General features: G+C 69.5%; 11 protein-coding genes, 1 tRNA gene and 2 pseudogenes. 5 read left to right on the top strand and 9 right to left on the bottom strand.

Annotated elements, in window-relative coordinates; all coding sequences use genetic code 11:
- The first annotated feature begins 43 nt into the window (after window positions 1-43).
- Both UK12_RS09125 and UK12_RS09120 read left to right on the top strand, forming a co-directional pair.
- On the top strand, window positions 44-1,489 hold the full coding sequence (locus tag UK12_RS09125; protein ID WP_197084694.1) for an MFS transporter: 1,446 nt from the start codon (window positions 44-46) through the stop codon (window positions 1,487-1,489).
- Between the two features lie 163 nt (window positions 1,490-1,652).
- Window positions 1,653-1,729, top strand: a tRNA-Pro gene (locus UK12_RS09120).
- Between the two features lie 388 nt (window positions 1,730-2,117).
- Here the strand turns inward: UK12_RS09120 and UK12_RS09115 are convergent.
- Both UK12_RS09115 and UK12_RS43110 read right to left on the bottom strand, forming a co-directional pair.
- Window positions 2,118-3,368: a tyrosine-type recombinase/integrase gene (locus tag UK12_RS09115; protein ID WP_197084693.1), complete on the bottom strand. Its 1,251-nt coding sequence runs from the start codon at window positions 3,366-3,368 to the stop codon at window positions 2,118-2,120.
- A gap of 368 nt (window positions 3,369-3,736) precedes the next feature.
- The gene (locus UK12_RS43110) at window positions 3,737-4,399 is read right to left on the bottom strand and encodes a helix-turn-helix domain-containing protein (protein WP_231591108.1); all 663 of its coding nucleotides are present in this window, start codon (window positions 4,397-4,399) and stop codon (window positions 3,737-3,739) included.
- 293 nt (window positions 4,400-4,692) lie between these two features.
- On the opposite strand from UK12_RS43110, the gene UK12_RS09105 reads away from it, so the two are divergent.
- Window positions 4,693-5,208 carry a winged helix-turn-helix domain-containing protein gene (locus UK12_RS09105; RefSeq protein WP_197084692.1) on the top strand — a complete coding sequence of 172 codons (516 nt, stop codon included), beginning with the start codon at window positions 4,693-4,695 and terminating at the stop codon, window positions 5,206-5,208.
- The gene (locus UK12_RS09100) at window positions 5,205-5,732 is read left to right on the top strand and encodes a transposase (protein ID WP_231591107.1); all 528 of its coding nucleotides are present in this window, start codon (window positions 5,205-5,207) and stop codon (window positions 5,730-5,732) included. The genes UK12_RS09105 and UK12_RS09100 overlap by 4 nt, the downstream gene beginning before the upstream one ends.
- 31 nt (window positions 5,733-5,763) lie before the next feature.
- Here the strand turns inward: UK12_RS09100 and UK12_RS44335 are convergent, their stop codons facing one another.
- From UK12_RS44335 to UK12_RS37695, 6 genes and pseudogenes are all read right to left on the bottom strand, one after another.
- Window positions 5,764-5,889 carry a hypothetical protein gene (locus UK12_RS44335; RefSeq protein WP_269432002.1) on the bottom strand — a complete coding sequence of 42 codons (126 nt, stop codon included), beginning with the start codon at window positions 5,887-5,889 and terminating at the stop codon, window positions 5,764-5,766.
- 85 nt (window positions 5,890-5,974) lie between these two features.
- Entirely contained in the window at window positions 5,975-7,342 is a 1,368-nt protein-coding gene (locus UK12_RS36420; RefSeq protein WP_052681732.1) for a hypothetical protein, read from the bottom strand.
- 81 nt (window positions 7,343-7,423) lie between these two features.
- Window positions 7,424-10,891: a hypothetical protein gene (locus UK12_RS41070; protein WP_197084691.1), complete on the bottom strand. Its 3,468-nt coding sequence runs from the start codon at window positions 10,889-10,891 to the stop codon at window positions 7,424-7,426.
- Window positions 10,892-10,945: 54 nt separating this feature from the next.
- The gene (locus UK12_RS09085; RefSeq protein ID WP_197084690.1) at window positions 10,946-13,204 is read right to left on the bottom strand and encodes a hypothetical protein; all 2,259 of its coding nucleotides are present in this window, start codon (window positions 13,202-13,204) and stop codon (window positions 10,946-10,948) included.
- A 96-nt stretch (window positions 13,205-13,300) separates the two neighbouring features.
- Window positions 13,301-15,280 carry a DUF6603 domain-containing protein gene (locus UK12_RS44735; RefSeq protein ID WP_331386643.1) on the bottom strand — a complete coding sequence of 660 codons (1,980 nt, stop codon included), beginning with the start codon at window positions 15,278-15,280 and terminating at the stop codon, window positions 13,301-13,303.
- 882 nt (window positions 15,281-16,162) lie between these two features.
- Window positions 16,163-16,424 (bottom strand): annotated as a pseudogene (locus tag UK12_RS37695) (transposase); the annotation flags it as partial.
- Window positions 16,425-16,563: 139 nt separating this feature from the next.
- Between UK12_RS37695 and UK12_RS09075 the strand changes: the two are divergent.
- Window positions 16,564-17,256 carry a transporter substrate-binding domain-containing protein gene (locus UK12_RS09075; RefSeq protein WP_045301583.1) on the top strand — a complete coding sequence of 231 codons (693 nt, stop codon included), beginning with the start codon at window positions 16,564-16,566 and terminating at the stop codon, window positions 17,254-17,256.
- Between the two features lie 13 nt (window positions 17,257-17,269).
- Here the strand turns inward: UK12_RS09075 and UK12_RS37690 are convergent.
- Window positions 17,270-18,096: pseudogene (locus tag UK12_RS37690) on the bottom strand (IS5 family transposase).
- Window positions 18,097-18,113: the final 17 nt, after the last annotated feature.

Here is an 18,113-nt window from a genome sequence, read left to right as displayed (position 1 = left end):
GCGGTGGCGACGAGGGCCGGGGTGTGGCCGACCATGAGTCTCCGTGTCGACTAATCCTCCCTCGCCTTCGCCGTCCTCTTCGTCGCGGTCCTCTGCATCGCCGTCCTCGTCCTCACCCTCCTCACCCTCCTTACCCTCCTCACCCTCCTCGCCGTCCGCTGGGGAGTCCGGTCCTGCCGACGACCATCCGGGGGCGGACCATCCGGATGTAGATCGTCCCGGCCCGGACCGGGCGCGCGGACCGCTGCGGCGGCTGGCCAAGGGGGCGTTCGCCGACATCACCCCGCTGCGGGAGATACCGGACTACCGGCGGGTCTGGTTCGGACAGTCCGTCTCCTCGATCGGGCAGCAGATGACCGCCGTGGCGGTCTCCGTCCAGGTCTACCAACTCACCGGCTCCAGCCTCGCGACCGGCCTGGTCGGGCTCTTCGCCCTGGTGCCGCTGGTCGCCTTCGGCCTCTACGGCGGCGCGATCGCCGACACCGTGGACCGCCGACTGCTCGGACTGATCGGCTCGGGCGGGCTCGCGCTCGTCTCGGCCGCCCTGGCGGCGCAGGCGCTGCTCGGGTCGCACGCGGTCGCGGTGCTGTACGCAGCGGTGGCCGTGCAGGCCGCCTTCTTCGCGCTCAGCTCACCCGCTCGCTCCTCGATGATCCCCCGTCTGGTGCCGAGCCGTCAGCTGCCCGCCGCCAACGCCCTCAACACCGTCAGCATGAACCTCGGCTCGACCGTCGGCCCGATGCTCGGCGGCGTCCTGATCGGCGCGTACGGAGCCCAGGCCGCGTACCTGGTGGACACCGTCGCCTTCAGCGCCACGCTGTACGCGATGTGGCGGCTGCCCTCGATGCGGCCCGGCGGCGACGGCGAGCGCAAGCGGCGCGCCTCGGTCCTGGACGGCCTCCGCTTCCTCCGCGAGCAGCCCAACCTGCGCACCAGCTTCCTCGCCGACCTCGCCGCCATGATCTTCGGCCTCCCCAGGGCACTCTTCCCCGCCATCGCAGTTGGCTTCTACGGCGGCGGCCCGGGCACCGTCGGCCTGCTGGTGGCGGCACCCGCGGTGGGCGCGCTGCTCGGAGCCGCGTTCTCCGGCTGGGTCGGCCGGGTCCGTCGGCACGGCGCTGCCACCCTGGCCTCGGTGGCCGCCTGGGGGCTGTCGATCACCGCCTTCGGCCTGGTCCGCGAGCTGTGGCTCGGTCTGGCGCTGCTGGCCGCCGCGGGCTGCGCCGACACCATCAGCATGATCTTCCGCAACACGATGATGCAGGTCGCCGCCCCCGACGACATGCGCGGCCGCCTCCAGGGCATCTTCATCGTGGTCGTCGCCGGCGGCCCGCGCCTCGGCGACTTCGAGTCCGGCACCGTCGCCTCCCTGACCTCCCCCGCCGTCTCCGTGGTCACCGGCGGCCTCGCCTGCCTCGCCGCCGTCCTCCTCCTCGCCGCCCGCCGCCCCGCCTTCCTCCGCTACGACTCCCACCACCCGACACCCTGACCTGCACCACCCCACCGACCCCCAGCACACCGGCGATGGATACCTGGCAGCGAGCACCCCCCGTTGTGCTGTATTGTTTTCCACGTCGCCGGGACACCGGGGGCAAGGTCAAGAAGCCGAAGACCAGAAGCCGCAAGGCAACTGGCCGGAAGCATCGGGACCACGGGACGTGGCGCAGCTTGGTAGCGCACTTGACTGGGGGTCAAGGGGTCGCAGGTTCAAATCCTGTCGTCCCGACCAGCATTTCCGCAGGTCGGAGGCCGTTCCTATCGAAATGATAGGAACGGCTTTTTCCTTTGGTGGTCGCAATGTGGTCGTGAACGCTCGTTCACATCGCCTCGCTGAGCGCGTTTCCGCAGGCCTGGCCCCTCCGACCTGGTCGTGACGGGGCATTTGTTCATTCATCCGGGAATCCGCGTGCCGTCGATCGCGGACTGGTCGCCTCTTCGGCGCTGAAATGGGCCAGGATTCGCGGGAAATAGGCATGCCGACAGAACCTGCGGCGTCATCTGCTTCGACAGGCCGCACGTTTATCGGGTGTCAGCTATGAGCCGGGAATCCCGGTTGCTTGTCGGCCCTGGTGGCCGGAGCGGCCAGGAGCGCCGAGCCGCCTGCAGCGGTGGGGCCGTCAGGCCGCGTGGCTGAACAGCGGGTTCGGCAAGCCGACTTCGTGGGCAGGGGCGTCGGGGCCGGACTGGGTGCGGGCTTCGACGAGGTGGAGCCTTGCCTCGATGGTGTTCACGGCGGCCCGGGCGACGTCCCAGGTCAGGTGGCTGTAGATGTTCGCGGTGGTCGACAGCGTGGAGTGCCGCAGCGTCTTGGAGATGACGGCCATGGAGACGTTGCCCTCCAGGGCGAGGGTGGCGGCGAGGTGGCGCAGGTCGTGGATGGTGACGTGGGGCAGTGCGGCCTGTTCGCGCAGCTCGTGGAAGCGCCGGCGGACGGCGGCCGGGTGGAGGGGCTTGCCGTCGGGGCCCTGGAAGACGTGGCCGTTGACGGTGGCGGTGCTCCGGTCCATGGCGCGCTGGAGGGCGGCGGCGACGCGCTCGGACAGGGGCACCCAGTTGCGGCTCTTCCTGGTCTTCGGTGCGGTCAGGACGAGTTCGTGGTTGTCGATGGCGGACAGGGTGTGGCGGATGTACATGACGCGGTCGTCCAGCCGCACGCACGGGCGCTGGAGGCCGAGCGCCTCGCCCTTGCGCAGGCCGGTGCCGATGATGACCTCGAACAGGTCGGCGAAGGCGGGGTCGACGTTTCGGCAGTGGGAGAGGAAGGCGACGGCCTGCTCCGCGGTCCACGGGACGCGTTCGTCGGGGCGGGGCCTGCGCATGGGCAGGGGCTGGGCGGCGTTGAAGGGAAGGCGGTGGGTGCGCACGGCCGTGCCCAGGGCGCTGGAGAGCGTGGCGAGGCAGTGGTAGACGGCCTGGCGTCCGCGGCCGGCGTCGAGCTGCTCGTGGGCGTAGGCGGAGATGTGGTCGTGGGCGAGCTCCTCCAGGTGCAGCTTGCCGAAGACGGGTATCAATTCGCAGAGCACGTAGGTGCGGTAGCGGGCGTAGGTGGTGGGTTTGAGGAGGAACTCCATGCTCTTGAGCCACTTGGTGAGGTAGGCGGCCACCGTCTCGTGCGGGTCGGCGTCGAAGCCCAGCTGCCGGCCTTCGAGGAAGCGTCGCAGCGCGGTCTCGGCATGCCACTCGTCCTCGAACCCGCCGCGGCGCACGGTGCGCCTGCGGCCGCTGAGGGAGGGAATGTCGACGGCGAACGTCCACGTGCCATGTCCCTCCTCGGCCAGGCGCGGGCAGGCTGCGCCGAGCTGACGCCGGGTGGCATCACGGCACCCGCATCGGCGGTAGACCCGGCCCGGCCGTCCTGACTTGCGCAAATTCCCCAGCCTCCTGCGGCAGTTAGTCCTTGAGCGACCCGCGGAGGCTACCGGGGTACCGCCCCGATGGTCGTCTGCGACCACCATGCGACCACCAACGCCGGATTGGGGCCCTGACCTGCGGCTCGCGGTGAGGACCCGCACCTGGGTGTACCGACGTACGGCCGGTCGTCGCGATGTCGGCGTGGACGCTGCGGACTCCCAAACTTCGCTACTGTGCGTAACGATCCGGGGCGCGCCAGAGGCTCGCGCGGGCGGACGGCCAGGGAGCTCACAGTTGACGGAGCTTCGGGGCGCCCTGCGGGAGTCGACCAGCTCGGGGGGATGGGACTCCGGCCAATCCGCGGCTGGGTGGGCGCGGCAGGCGGTCAGGTGAGCCGGTCGCGCTGGGCGGCTGCGGCGTGGCGGACGAGCTGGGCGAACCGGTCGCGGCCGGCGTCCTGCCGGCGGGCTCCGGACAGGGTGATCGTCTCGAAGAAGTCGCACGCCAGGAGTGCGTCGGCCTGGGAGCGCAGGAAGGCCGCCCACGTAGTGGAGGTGCGCTCGGGTAACGGTGGGATACCGGCCTCCTTGAGGATCTCCCAGATCGTGGGGGCGGCCACCTTTATGCCGAGGACGAGAAGCTCCCCGTGCAGGCGCCGGTACTCCCATGCCGGATTTTCGGCGGCCAGCCGCAGGACCAGGGCACGGACGGAGCGTACGGTGCGCGGTCGGCCGCCGCGCTTGGGCCGGGAGCGAGTGGCGTGGTGGCGGGCGATCAGGTCGCGGTGCGATCGCAGAATGGTGTCCGGCCGTACCAGCAAGCGCATTCGGTGCAGCGCGTGCGTCGGTATCCGGTGCAGCAGGGCTGGCAGGAAGGCCCGGTCGCTCGCCTCGAACCGTACGCGCTGTCCGCTCAGCTGCCGCTCCAGCACGGTGATCTGATGGCGCAGTGCGGGGATCTCCATGTCCTTGTCGTGGTCGCTCGTCGGCAGCAGTCGCAGAATCGCGAACGCGTTCGTCGCACCCAGGTAGGCCAGTCGCAGCAGCACGGCTGATCATCATGCTGGGGTAATCGCCAGTCTCGCCAGAGTGCCGACTCGGCCGGCATCCGGTGGATCACCGCTCACCGGCTCTCATCAGTGCGGATGAGGTTATCGGCAAGGGCGGGGTTGGTGATGTGGTGTCAGTTGTCGGTGCGGGTGTGTGCGGTGGCGTTGTCGAGGGTGAGGTACTGAAGTTGAATCCGTGATGTCGCTCGGATGGGTGAAGCAGTAGCGTTCGCCTGCCTGCGGAGGGGCGATCCCGGTAGTCGTGTGCTGTGAGGTATGCACAGGGCGGCGGTTTGACCGACGCGGAGAGGGCCGCGCGGGAGCGGATCCGGCGGCAGGCTGTGGAACGCTTCGAGGACGGCGAGAAGAGCCGGGACATCGCGGCCGCGATGCGGGTGAGCGTGCGTTCGGTGGAGCGCTGGCGCCGGCAGTGGCGCGAGGGCGGGGCAACGGGAGTCGCCTCGAAGGGCTCGCCCGGTCGTCCGAAGCTGTCCGATGCCCAGATCGCGCGGCTGGAACGGGAGTTGGAGCGTGGGCCGCTGGCCCACGGCTGGGAGGACCAGCGGTGGACCCTCGCGCGGGTGAAGACGTTGATCGGTCGGCTGTTCCACGTCTCCTACACCGTGGAGGGCACGTGGGTCCTGCTCAAGCGGCACGGCTGGTCCTGGCAGCAGCCGGCCCGCCGGGCGATCGAGCGCGACGATGCGGCGGTTGAGCTGTGGAAGAAGGAGACGTGGCCGCGGGTAAAAGCACCGCGGCGGCCCGCGGGGCCTGGCTTGTCTTTGAGGACGAAGCCGGGCAGTCGATGAGGCCGCCGCGTGCCAGGACCTGGGGCAGGCTCGGCTGCACGCCAGTCGTGCGGGTGCGTGGCCGGGGAGCCGGCCGGGTCTCCATGGCGGGGCTGAGCTGCTACAAACCCGGTCAGAGGTCCCGGATGTTCTACAGCTTCCACGTCTACCGCGGCCGCAAGGGCGAGAAGAAGGGCCTGACCTGGCAGGACTACCGCGACCTGCTCATCCGCGCGCACATCCGGCTCGGCGGCCCGATCGTGCTCGTGTGGGACAACCTGCGCGCTCACCTGATGCCGCCGATGCAGGCGTTCATCCAGGCGAACCAGGACTGGCTGACCGTCTTCCAACTCCCCTCGTACGCACCGGACCTCAATCCGCAAGAGGGCATCTGGTCGCTGGTCAAGCGCACCATCGGCAACCTCGCCGCCGCCAACCTCGACCAGCTCGCCCGAGCCGTCAAACGCAGCCTGAAGCAGATCCAGTACCGCCCTCACCTCATCGACGGATGCCTCGCCACCACCGGCCTGATCATGGACGGTTGACCACCATCAGACCGACATCACGAATTCAACTTCAGTAGCCGGAGCGGATCTCGGGTTCGGCCAGTGGCAGGTCGTGCTGGTCCTGGCTGAGGATCGGCGCACTCTTGCTGGTGGCTTCCCCGCCGCCTGACCAGCGAACTTGTATCCCGTTCGTCAAGGCTGGCAAGCGTGTCCGATTGTCCGCAGCGTACGGGCGCCTGTATCCAGGAGGGCAGTGCAGATCGTCAGACGACCTGCTGCACCTATGCGTGACCGTCCCGCGTTCGCAACTCCTCCAGAGTGAGCGGAAGATCCCCTTGAGGCAGCGTGGTCGCTGAGATTTCTTTCACCGCACGGTCTTCGCCGACTGTCCCAGGTGATGTGATTCCATGGTCACCGAACGGAATGAAATAGGCGTGTCGCATCACCCGCCCTGTACCACTCTTGCTGCAGCCGATTCGGAACGTTACTCCACTCCTCACGACGCCTACAACTGTGTGGTTGTTCTGGTCGTACTGCCAACGCCGCCAGACCACGTCATCCTCGCCCTCAGCGTAGATCCCGACGCCGCCATAGCTATCAAAATCCTGGACGTGCACCACTACGAGGACGAGCCCTGATGTCTCTGCCCGGAACTCCCAAACGTAGGCTCCGTTTGTCAGTTCGCTGGATTGGAGCTGCTGCGTCGGACCTGCCAGGTTCGTGGGGCCGCTGGCCGTCAGGGTTCCTTCGGTAACGGTCACATTGCCACGTGCGGTGACGGCACCGTTCACGTGGAGGCTTCCTTCTTGGAGGGTCAGGGCGCCGCGGGTGAGGGTCAGGTTGCCAGTGACCGCGCCGTGGACGGTGAGGTTTCCTACTTCGAGGTCTGGTCGTCGGACGGTGATGTGGGCGGTGAGGATGCGGGTGACAGGGTTTGTTGGGTCGTTGCTGGTGGTGCCGCGGAGGTAGAAGGTGGTGTCGGATTTGATGTTGGTGATGGTGCGGGTGGTTTCGTTGGTGACGTTGAGGTTGGTGTTTCCGTAGAGGAGTTCGTAGGTGGCGTTGGTGGAGCGTTGCCAGGTCAGGGTGGCTTCGCCGCCGTTGTCGATGACGAGGTCGCCTTCGACCTTGAATTCCTTCATGTAGAAGTCGGCGGGGAATTTGCCGACGTTGAACACGGTGGTCCTGTCTTTGAAGGTGCCATTTTCGCCTTCCCGGGAGTGTTCGGTTACTTCGATCTGTGCGGTGCCGACTTTGCGGTTGATGGGGATTTGCGAGAGTTGGATGGTGAAGCCGTTGTCGGGTCCGATCGTTTCGTGGCTGGCTGTGGGGGTGAAGATGATTTCGTCGTAGGATTCTTGGCGTTGGGTTGTCCAGCCGTTGAGGGTGATGCGTGGGTTGATGCTGGACAGGTTGGTGGCCAGGTCCGGTGACATTGTTCCGGCCGGTACTTTTACCTTGATCAATTCCACGTCGGCCGGGGTGCCGCTGTTCCGGGAGGCGGTGATGATCAGCTCGCCGGTTTCTTCGGGTGTGGCGGGGTTTTCGGGGGATGCTTTGAGGGGGTCGGGGCTGGTGGCCAGGTCGTAGGTCAGCAGCGGTTCTTGGGCGGTGGGGTCTGTGATGCGGGTGGGGGAGACCAGGGCCATGGCGATGCTCCTTGGGGTGGCCGGCGTGGCGGGCGCGCCGGCCTGCGGGTGTGCTGGTGGGGGCGGGGCCAGTGGGCGGTGTCAGCCGTTGGTGCGGGTGTGTGCGGTGGCGTTGTCGAGGGTGAGGAAGCCGGAGCGGATCTCGGGTTGGGCCAGCGGGAGGTCGGACTGGTCCTGGCTGAGGATCGGGAGCTTCTCCCAGGTGGTGCCGCGTTTCTCCGTCCAGGTCCAGGTGCCGGTGATGCCGGCCGGTGCGGGCATCACCGCGGTTTCCACGGTCTGTGCCTGGTCGTTTTTGAGTTCGGTGGTGCCGGCGAGGAGGGGGCCGGTGCGGAAGTTGACGGCCATGCGGGCGAGGGCTTGGTCGGTGAATTCCTGGGGGATGAGGACGCGTTTGGTGGCGAGGATGTCGGTGGTGGCGTGGACGGCGGCGCGTGGGTCGCACAGGACGGTGGCGACGGCGGTGTTGTGGGCGCCGAAGTTGAGTTCCAGGCTGGGTTTGTCGCCGATCGGCCGCAGGTAGCCGTCGGTGCCTGCGGCGGGGGTGGTGATGGTTTCGAAGTGGTCGTAGTCGTTGTCGAGGACGTAGCCGACCAGGCCGTCGTCGGTTTGCTGGGCTTCGCCGAGGCGGATCTTCCAGGGGTAGCTCGGCAGTTGTGGCTGTGGCGGGTCGAACAGGTGCTGCCAGCCGGTGTCGGTGCGCAGGGGGCCGCGCAGGTCTAGGGACAGCCGGGTGCGGAGCAGGGCGAGTGGGCGGCCGAGGAGGAACCCGAGGCCGGGGTCGGCCGGGCCGTCGGGATCGATGGCCTCCAGGGCCTTGTCGATGGTGGCGCGGAAGGCGTCGAAGGTATCCGGGCCACGGGTCTTGATGGCGCTCAGCAGGTCGTAGGCGTGCGGGGAGAACGTCTGCAACTGCTCGAAGTCGTCGAGGCCGGAGCCGGGCAGGGCCGTCCAGGAGACCTCGTGCTGGCTGTCGGGGTTGAGGGTGACGCGTAGTTCGCCGAGCGTCGCGCCCTCGGGTGTGTAGACGACGAGGGAGTGGTCGAGGCGGTTGTGGAGCAGCCAGGCGCAGACGGGGTTGGTGCCGGGGACCAGGTCGGTGTCGTCGTCGCCGGTGGCGGACAGGAAGGCGAAGGTGAGCCGGGCCGGCTGCAGCAGACGCGGGCCGAGTTCGACGAGGCGTTCGCTGTCGTGGCTCTGGACGGGGTGGGCGGGGCGCATTGTGGGAGACATTTCGGGCCGGAAGTGGCTGTCCTCGCCGATGAGGTTGACGGCGCGTCCGAAGCGGTCGACGACGGACAGTTCCAAGAAGGCGAGTTGCCCGGCCCGCAGTTCCTGGAAGGTGGATTCGGGCCAGGGGTCCCAGTCGTCGGTGGGGAAGCCGCCGGGGTCGGGCGGGGGGTAGTTGCCGTTGCCGATGAGGTCGGCGATGTCGCTGGTGGGCTGGAGCCCGGCGTGGGGCTGGCGCTGGGCGATGGCCGCGCCGAAGCCGTCGAGGGTCTGGGAGAGCAGGTCGGTGTTGCGGATGCTGGCGCGCAGGCGTTTCAGGCTGTCGGTGGGGAGGTGGTCGCGGGTGCGGGCGTAGCTTGCGAGGGCGCCGTCGGCGGCGTGCCCGGCGGCGGGGGTGAGGATCTGACGTCCGGAGATGACCTGGTAGTCGGGGGTGAAGCGGGGGGTTGCGGTCTCCTGCCACTGGTCCTGCCACTGGTAGCGGGAGCCTTCGACGAACTCCCAGCGTGCGGTGTCACTGGCGCGGAACGGCAGGGGGAAGTACTCGGCCTTCCAGAGCAGATACAGCGGTTGCCAGGGCATTTCCCAGGGCTTGGTGCCGTATTCGGGCAGCGTGCCGTCGACGTCGTGGATGCCGTCGGCGGCCAGGGCCCGGTCGAGGATGAGGAATTCGGTCAGCAGCGCGTGGAAGCAGGCGGGCAGGTTGGTCAGGTCGACCTGGCGTGCGAGGTCGGTGACGTCGCTGGTGGTGATGCCGGAGGCGCGGGTGACCAGGCGGTCGGGGGTGCGGCCGGGCAGCGGGGTGTCGCGGGTGAGGGGGGCGTGCAGTCGGCCGCCTTGCAGAGCGACGACGGGGTCCGCGCAGTATTCGTAGTCCTGGGTGGGGACGCGGATGAGCCGCCGGGCGGTGCGTGCGCCGAAGGCGGGGTAGAGGGTGTCGATGCTCGTGGCCAGCTGCTCCTCGGTCTTCCCCCAGGGCAGGGCACGACGCTGCTCGGTCAGCTGGCGGGCCAGGTCGGTGACCCGGGCTTTGGCGGCGTCGAGTTCGCCGGCGATGCGTTGCCGGAACTGCTGGGGCTGCCGTTCCCGCTGGCTGAGCCACCACAGCTGGTAGAGGCGTTCGCGGGCGGCGTCCAGTTGAGCTTCGGGGGCGTCGTGTTCGGCCTGCTTGCGGTTGAGGTCGGCGATGGTGGCCGCCTCCGCCGTACGGGCGGTGCGCTGGGCGGCTGCGGTGGCGGGCGAGGGGATGCGGCCGGGGTCCTCGCCGCGTTCGCCGATGAACCAGCGGTAGCCGCCGGGTACGGGACCGAAGGCGGTGTCGTGTGCGCGGCGGTCGGTGAGGATGTCGGCTTCGGGGCGGTCGCGTTCCGCCAGGCCCTCGGTGCCGCCGAGGAGGAAGGCGCGGAAGAGGTCGGCCTCGTCCGTGGAGAAGGCTTCCGCGCCACCGGCCTGCGAGCTGAGTTCGGCCGCGGCCTCGGACATGGTGTTGGCGACCATCACGGTGACGTCGGTGCTGCTCGGGCACGGGGGGTCGGGGACCGGGCCGGTCAGGTCCCAGTCCAGGCCGAGGACGGTGCCGGTGTAGACGGAGGCGCGGATCCCGCTGCCGGAGCCGACCGGCTGGGTCCACTCCAGGCGCCGCAGGCGTTCCGCGAGGCCTACCGGTACCCCGTGGGCGAGGATGTCGCTGCCGGGGTCGGCGTACCAGCCGGCGACGAAGTAGCTCAGCCGGTCCCGATCCGCTACACCGTCCAGGGTGTCGTGCATGGAGAAGACGTTCTGGTTGTAGGGCTGGAAGACGGAGAAGGTGAGCAGGCCGGGGCCGATCGCGGTCAGGAAGGGTGTGTGCGGGGCGGCGGGCTCCTGCCAGGGGCCGTGGAGCTGGTGGCACTTGCCGATCAGGGTCGCCTTGGGGGTGTCGCTGTCCGGGTCCTGGAAGGAGACGGTGCCGTTCATCGGATCCAGGTAGTCGCTTTCGACGACCCAGGCGGTGAGCGTGCCGGTGCCCTCCGCGTGGCGGACGACCAGCCACCGGTTGGGGACGAGGGGGAAGTCGCCGACGCCCTCCTCCTCGTCGTGCCGGCCGCGGGTGAGAGCGGCGGGCAGTTCCCATTGCAGATAGACGCCGAGGCGCTTTTCGTCACCGGGCCATACCTCAAGGCCGTCGAAGGGCGTCGGCTCGGGCGATTCGCCCCGCCCGAGGCCCTTGAAGTTGGTGTTCCAGCGCTGGAAGACGTGGTCTCCGGTGTCGCGGGTCTGCCGGTTGACGGCGAGGGCGGCCACCTCGACCGGCACGACCAGGGTGTTGTCCACGGACATGGCCCGTCGGTCCTTTCATAAACGTCACGGCATAGGGCGGGGGCGGGATGGCGGTCAGGGCCGGTAGGAGAAGGTCTGCGCCTGCGGTGCGTTGATCATCTGCAGCGCGAACTGCGCGGAGGAGAGCTGCTGGACGTCGTGGGCCTGGGACAGGGCGGGGACCAGGGGATCGCCGGGGCCGTACACGTTGAGGACATCCGGGTCGGTGGGGTTGTCCGGGTCATTGGGGCGCAGGAAGCGGCGGAAGCGGTCGAAGCGGTCGAAGCTGTTTTCCGGCGGGAACTCCCCGGCGGCCCCTTCCACGGGGTAGCCGATGCGGTCACCGCTGATCCGGCGGAGTTGGAGCGTGCCGACCTCGCCGATGCCGAAGCAGATGCCGCGTGGCGGCTCGGCCAGTTCGAACCGGTCGATCACCTGCGGGTAGAGCAGCAGGCGGATATCGGTGCCGTAGACGGTGCTGCGCAGCGGCTCGATGACGGTGGTGTCGGCGTAGGCGGTGACGATGGCCTGGGGCCAGTTCGGTACCAGGTCGGAGCGGATGAGCACCGCGCAGGCCGGTACCGGTCCGCCGGTGGTGGCCAGCTGGTTGAGGTCGGCGTCCAGGGCGTGGCCGACGCCGATGCTCAAGGCCCCGTCCACGGCGGCGCGGACCCAGCAGGGGTCGACGTAGGCGAAGCGGATGCTCTCGGCCGGCAGCATGCGGCTGTCGGGGACCAGGTGCTCGAAGCCGAGCATCTCCAGCCGGCGCAGACGGTCCAGCCAGTCGGTCACGGTCCGGAACTCGTCCCCGGCGGCCTGGGTGAGCAAGGTGGCGACGCTCGGCTGGGACAGCAGGGCCCGCACCCCGGATACGGTGCGGGGCCGGCGGGCGGTGGCGGTGCGGTGCAGGCCGGCCCGCAGCTGTGGGCCGGCCTGGTTCACGGCGCGGGCGAAGCGGGTGCCGTCGCCGTCGAGGAGGAGGCGGTCGAAGGCTTCGAAGGACAACGGTGCGGTGAGCTGCCGGGCAGCCACCGCACGGCCTGCCAGCTCGGGGTGGGAGGCCAGACGGCGCACGGCGGAGCGTGCGGTCGAGCGGAACTCAAGCAAGGCGCTGCGGAATTCCGCGTCGGCCAGGGCGAGCGTGCGCCCCGCGGTGAAGGCGGCGGCGTAGGCGGTGTCGAAGACGCCGTACTTCTCCAGGTAGATCAGGGCCTCGCCGGACGACTCCAGCCGAGTGGCGGCGGGCTTGGGAAGTTCGCGGGCCGGGCGGGCGGTGAGCGGCCCGCGGTGGAAGGCGACGGTACGCTCCCCCGTCTCCAGACGCTGCGGCAGGGCGACGGCGCCGCCCGCCATCCGGTCGAGGGCCTCGCGCTGATGATCGGAGGGGCTGGCCGGGGCGCTGACCGGCAGGCGCAGCCGCAGCTCCTCCGCGTCGCGGGGGGTTTTGCCGTCGGTGGTGGCCAGATACTGGGCCAGGTCCCCGAAGCCGATGCCGGAGTCGGGCTCACTGGTGAAGGACCAGGAGGTCAGGGAGACCAGACGCACCCCCGCGGCCGGCGCGGGGGCGTTCAGGTACTGGTCGAAGCCTTCGAGGGAGACCAGGTGCACCACGTGCCGGCCGCCGACGGCGGAGGGGAACCGGTTGGCGACGACGATGGCGTTCAGCTGTTCCTCGTCCGGGGCCGGCTCGACTGCGGCCATGGTGGCGTCGGGCGGGCCGCCCTCCCGGACGTGAGCGAGGTAGCCCATCTCCACGGGCAGGGGTTTGACCTGGTCGAACAGGGCTGCGGGGACCAGGACCGTCGCGCACCGCTCCTCGTTCTCGTCGTCCCGCAGGCTCTCCTCCGGCAGGGCCGGCGGCTCTCCCGGGCCCAGCGGCCGGTCGGAGGCGAGGAGTTCACGCACGGAGCCCAGGACGACCAGGCCGCAGGCGTCGGGGTCCTCGGGCAGTTCGCCCTCCCGGAACAGCAGCAGCGCCATCCAGGGAACCGCCTCCTCATGCCCGGCGCCCAGCGGGCGGTTCCAGGGCAGGCCGGGGGCGTCGAGGTTGATGTGCGGAAGGATCAGGCCGTAGGCCCCCTTGGCATCGGGTACCGGGAAGCGGGCGTTGATCCCTGCCGGGTCGATGCTGAACCGCGGCTCGATGACGTCGAACGGCTGCGGCGTGGCCTCGATTTCGTGGTCCTCGCCGTCGACGTCCTTCAGGACCTGCCGGTTGTTGATCACGTAGCGGCCGGCGTACAGCGAGGGGATGCGGTGGTCGAAGAACCGGGTGCGGTGCCGGGCCGTGGGCGCGGTGAAGGGCCTGGGCCCTGATTCGGGTGCGGCGGTCACAAAGAGTGCCTTTCGACAGGGGCGGCTGAGAACACGGGCAGCGAGCCGCCCGGCGGCTGGAGCGGTCCGGCCGGTGGTGGTCTCGGGCGGGCCGGATCAGGCGGCGGGCACCAGCATCGGATGCGCGGTGAAGGCGGTGCCCGCGGCCCGGGCGTACCCGCTCAGGTCGGCATCGAGTGGGCCGAGTTCGACACCCAGACCCTCCAGCGCGCTGATGAGGGCGGAACGGTTGCCGCGGGTGCCGGCCGCGTCGATACCGTCCTGGATCTTCCCGATCACCTCGCAGGTACGTTGCGGCCGGGCGCCGGAGGGTGCCTCGTCCGCGGACAGCGGCTGGTTGCCGTCCGGCGCCATCGGGTCGAAGGAGATGCCCTTCTCGTCGATGAACCCGGTGTTGGCGCCGTACTTCACCGGCGGCGACACCAGCCGGGCCCCGAGAACCCGGTCGGGCAGCAGCCCGTCACCGCCCCCGCCCGCACTCGTGCCCCACAGGCCGTTGACGACACTGCCGCGGATCAGCGTGCAGCCCCAGTCCGCAAGGCTCTCGGTGGTGTTGTTGTAGTCGAGCCAGACGCGAAGTTCGCTCTCCCGGCCCCTGACGCGCATGGGCAGGATGTCCACCGCCTGGGCGGTCGCCTGCGGCTCGGTGCTGTCGCGGTCCAGGTACAGCTTGCTGACCGGCGCCTGGGTGTCCGCGGTGAAGGTGAAACCGCCGCTGTCGACCAGCCACGGCTTGGTAGCACTGCGGGCGCCGACCTCGGGGGTGCTCTCACCGGTGTATCCGGACACCGGGACGGTACGGACCATGGCCGTGGGCGGGGGCAGCATGCCCTGGAAACCGCCCCAGCCCAACGCGGGTTCGTCATCGCGGCGGTCCGCGCCGAACCCGATGGTGAAGGAGATGAACCACAGGTGGACGGTGGCCTCACCACCCACCGACGGCCCCCACACCCGCACGTCGACCCCGATCTCGATGGAGATCGTGATGCGCACGAACCACACCTTGATGGTGGCCGAGACACCGACCCGGACGCCGATGCCCACATCGAAGTAGAAGGGGTTCCACTCAACGAGGGCGTCCACCTTGGCGATCAGCCAGGCCCGCAGCATCCCGGCGTGGAAGGTGACCTCCAGCGAGCCGCCGGCCATCAGCGACTTGGGCGTCAGCGCGGCATAGGCACTGCCTTTGATACTGACCGTGGAGCCGATGCCCCAGGTCAGGCCGGCGGGCTGCTGCTTGGGGTAGTGGGCGGGCACCTGGCGGTCCGGCGGGATGGCGCCGAGGATCAGCGCGAAATCCCCGGCCTTGGGATGGTTGCCGAACCAGAACTTCATCCCGACGCCGCCGTGCAGCTTGCAGTTCGGGTCGATGATGAAGGTCTTCTCGGTGAACCCGGCGCTCAGGCTCAGCTCGCCGGCCTTCGGCCGCAGCGTCGCCTCGATACCGATCTCCAGCCGGGCGATCTTCCAGTCGCCCTTCGTGGGCAGCTCGGCCCCGCCGATCCCCAGCAGGCTGATCGTCAGATCCGAACCCGTCTGGACCAGGGCCATCATCCGGCCCTTGAAGGACGCGAAGCAGTCGAACGCCAGACCGGCGGCCAGCCACAGATCACCCTCCTGCGGACTCACCCACCCGCCGGGGCCGATCAGATTTTTCAGCACCTCCAGCGGATCGACCTCGTCCTTGCCCGCGCCCGGGTCGTCGAGCGCGCGCAGGAACGGGAACTCCCCCAGGGTCTCCGCGGACGGCACCCGCACCCGGCTGTTCCAGCCGAACCCGGCGGCGATGCCGCGCACCTGCAAGGGAGGAGGCGTGAACCCGGTCTCGCTGCCCAGCGAGCCAAAGGCGAACAGCGACGGGCCTACATCGTCTCCCTCGTAGTACGCGCCCATCAGAGTCCCGTTGAACGCGCCGGTATCCACCAGCAACGTCCCGCCGACCACCGTGTGGTAGCCATCGCGGGAGATCGGCAGCGCCGTCAGCGCCCCCGCGATCCGCACCGGCGGATTCTCGTAGTTCACGCTGATGCCGTTGTCACCACTCGGTGTACCGATCGGCGACCACCCACGCACCATCGGCGACTCAAGAACCCGCGCCCCCCGCCGCCGGAACACCGGCGACCGGGGCACCAGGATGCCCTGCTCGGTCACCAGGGCCTGCGGCCTACGGTCCCGTTCACGTTCGGCTGCCGTCCGCACGCGCACCGGGGGCAGGGGCCGGCCCAGGCCGTCCCGCCGCCCGGAATCGGTCTGGGCCGCAGGGGCCCGCGCGGTCAGCCGCAAAGCCCGGCCGTCCACCACCGCCCACGCCCCCGGGGGTAGCTCGGCGCCGTCCACGGCACCGTCGATCAGGACCAGCCCGCGGCCCTCGCCGAGATCGGCGGCGGCCAACGTCCCGGTCACCAGCTCACCATCGCCCGTGAAGGCGATGCGGACCGGCACCGGGGACGCAGAAGCGGTCGTGGCGGCCTGCCCGGTGATCCACAACTCCTTCAGATCGCACACCGCACCCTCGACCCGCAGCTGGCCACCACGGAACACCAGCCGCGCGTCGGGCGCATGGCCGTTCAGCACGGACACCGGGATCTCGACCACTCCACCCGGCGCCGCCCGCTCAAGGACTTCCCGGATGTCACCCACACGTACTGACACAGAGACCCGCCTCCGAACCACGACAGAAGGGAGCAATCGATCGAATGTTCGCCTTAGTAGAAGGAACTGCCCAAACCCGGCGCAAGCACCCCGCACACTGTGACCGGCATATGACACACAGCACAACCGCGCACGACCGGCATGACCGACAGACCAGCCAATTTCCGCCAAACGGCTCAGAGGGCACCATCCGCCCCTTCCGCCGCAGCAGCGAGGCGCCCGCCAACACCGAGAAGGCGCCCGCAGCCGCCCGCCCGCGCACCCGGCGCCTAATTCGGGAGCCTCCCCAAAACCGGACGCGGCGAGCCAGTCCACGAACTCGTGAGTGCCACCACCGGAATCGGTGCGGATCAGGGTCTGCCGCCCGCGCCGGTGCTTCTGCGGCAGCTGGGCGAGCGCGGGCCCGGCGACTTCGATGTGGTCGGCGGCGGTGTTGACGCCCGCGTTCCCGGGCCGAAGCAGGCCCGCCACCGATTCCCCCGGCACCGCTCGCGCCATGGTCGACGAACGCAAACAGCGGATGGTGGCCGAACATCCTCTTCCAGGTCGCGGCGGCGTCCTCCCTCTCGAAGCGCCAACCCTCTCTCGATCACCTGAAGTGACATGCGCGATACGATGAGTTGCGAGACCCTGTGGGCTGGGCCAGCAGTGGGCCGAGCGTCCAAGCCGCACCCGGCCCGTCTTGCCCATCCAACAGAGGAGGAAGCATGGCTGGCTTCAAGTTCGGGATCGAAGCGGCCCTTGCGCCGATTGCGTTCAAGCAGCCCGACGGCAACGTCGCCGGCTTCGACTACGACGTGGCGCAGGCGCTCGCCGAGGAACTCGGCGAGCCGATCACGATCATCGAGCAGGAGTTCGATGCTCTGCTCCCCGCGTTGAGGCTCCGCAAGGTAGACGCGATCATCGCGTTCCTCGATGCAACGGCAGACCGGGAGAAGGTGGTCGACTTCACCGCGCCGTACCTTGCGGACGCATCGGGCGTCTTCGCCATGCGTAGTGACGGGCCGGAGGCAACAGTGCAGAACCTGTCTGGCAAGAAGGTCGGCGTGCAGAGCGGATCGGTGTTCGACCGGTACGCCATGCAAGTGTGCGCCCCCAAGGGGGCTACTGTCCTCCGCTACGGGGCGGTGGACGCGATCCTGCTCGACCTCACGGCGGGGCGCCTGGACGCAGTCCTGGCTGACCCCCGGGTCATCGAGGAAGCCTTCCTCCGGACCGACGCGGGCAAGGGGTTCGCCGCCGGTTCACCGATCACCGACGCCGCTTACTTCGGCCCCAAGGCCATCGCGGTCAGGAAGGGTGATGACCGACGGCAGAAGCTCGACGAGGCGCTGGAGAAGGTCAAGAGCAACGGCGTGCTCGCCAAGATCGGCGAGAAGTACTTCAGCTCGCCGCTGTAGGTCTGTCGCCTGGTCATCTGCGGAGCCAGATGAGGATGGCTGCGACGTGCAGCGCGGCCTGGTAGGCGATGGCGAGTTTGTCGGTGCGCATGGCCAGGCCCCGCCACTGCTTCAGCCGGTTGATACACCGCTCGACCGTGTTGCGCTCTTTGTACGCCTCACGGTCGAATCCGGGTGGGCGTCCGCCGTGTGAACCGCGCCGCAGCCGGTTGCGGATCTGGTCCACCGGCTGCGGGATGACCGCACGGATATGGCGTTCCCGCAGGTGGGAGCGGATCGCGCGGGCGGAGTACGCGCGATCCGCGATCACCGTGTCGGGCCGGATGCGTGGACGCCCGGGCCCGGCGCGGGCACGCGGATCGCGGCCATGACCGTGCCGAAGACGGGCGCGTCGCCGGCCTGCCCGGCCGTCAGGACGATCGCCAGTGGCCGCGCGCGGGCGTCACTGGCCAGGTGGATCTTGGTGCTCAGCCCGCCACGGGACCTGCCGATCGCGTGGTCGGAGGGCTCGCCGCGGAGGCTGTCACCCTTTGCGGGCACCGGCCGCGTGCTGGTGGGGCCGGCAGACCGTGGAGTCGACGGAGGCGGTCCAGCCGATGTCGTCGTCGGTGTCCGCCGCGGCCAGGACGGCGGCGAACAGCTTCTCCCATGTGCCGTCGACCGCCCAGCGCAGCAGCCGCTTGTGCGCGGTCTGGAACGGGCCCAGCTCGTTCGGCAGGTCCCGCCACGGCGAGCACGTGCGTACTTCCATGCGATCGCCTCCAGGGTGCGGCGGTGGTCCGCCCACCGCCGCCCACGGACCGGATCGGCTGGCATCAACGGCTCGATCCGGTCCCACATCGCATCACTGATCACCA

The organism is Saccharothrix sp. ST-888 (assembly GCF_000955975.1).
Lineage (GTDB): Bacteria > Actinomycetota > Actinomycetes > Streptomycetales > Streptomycetaceae > Kitasatospora.
The sequence above is the reverse complement of the archived record's forward strand: the minus strand, read 5'-3'. Positions and strand labels throughout refer to the sequence as shown.

What these genes read in the sequence shown, in the direction of transcription:
- UK12_RS44735 (WP_331386643.1), bottom strand. Translation starts at nt 15,280, where the DNA reads ATGGTGCGTGGGTGGTCGCCGATCGGTACACCGAGTGGTGACAACGGC.
- UK12_RS09075 (WP_045301583.1), top strand. Translation starts at nt 16,564, where the DNA reads ATGGCTGGCTTCAAGTTCGGGATCGAAGCGGCCCTTGCGCCGATTGCG.
- UK12_RS09100 (WP_231591107.1), top strand. Translation starts at nt 5,205, where the DNA reads ATGAGGCCGCCGCGTGCCAGGACCTGGGGCAGGCTCGGCTGCACGCCA.
- UK12_RS36420 (WP_052681732.1), bottom strand. Translation starts at nt 7,342, where the DNA reads ATGGCCCTGGTCTCCCCCACCCGCATCACAGACCCCACCGCCCAAGAA.
- UK12_RS41070 (WP_197084691.1), bottom strand. Translation starts at nt 10,891, where the DNA reads ATGTCCGTGGACAACACCCTGGTCGTGCCGGTCGAGGTGGCCGCCCTC.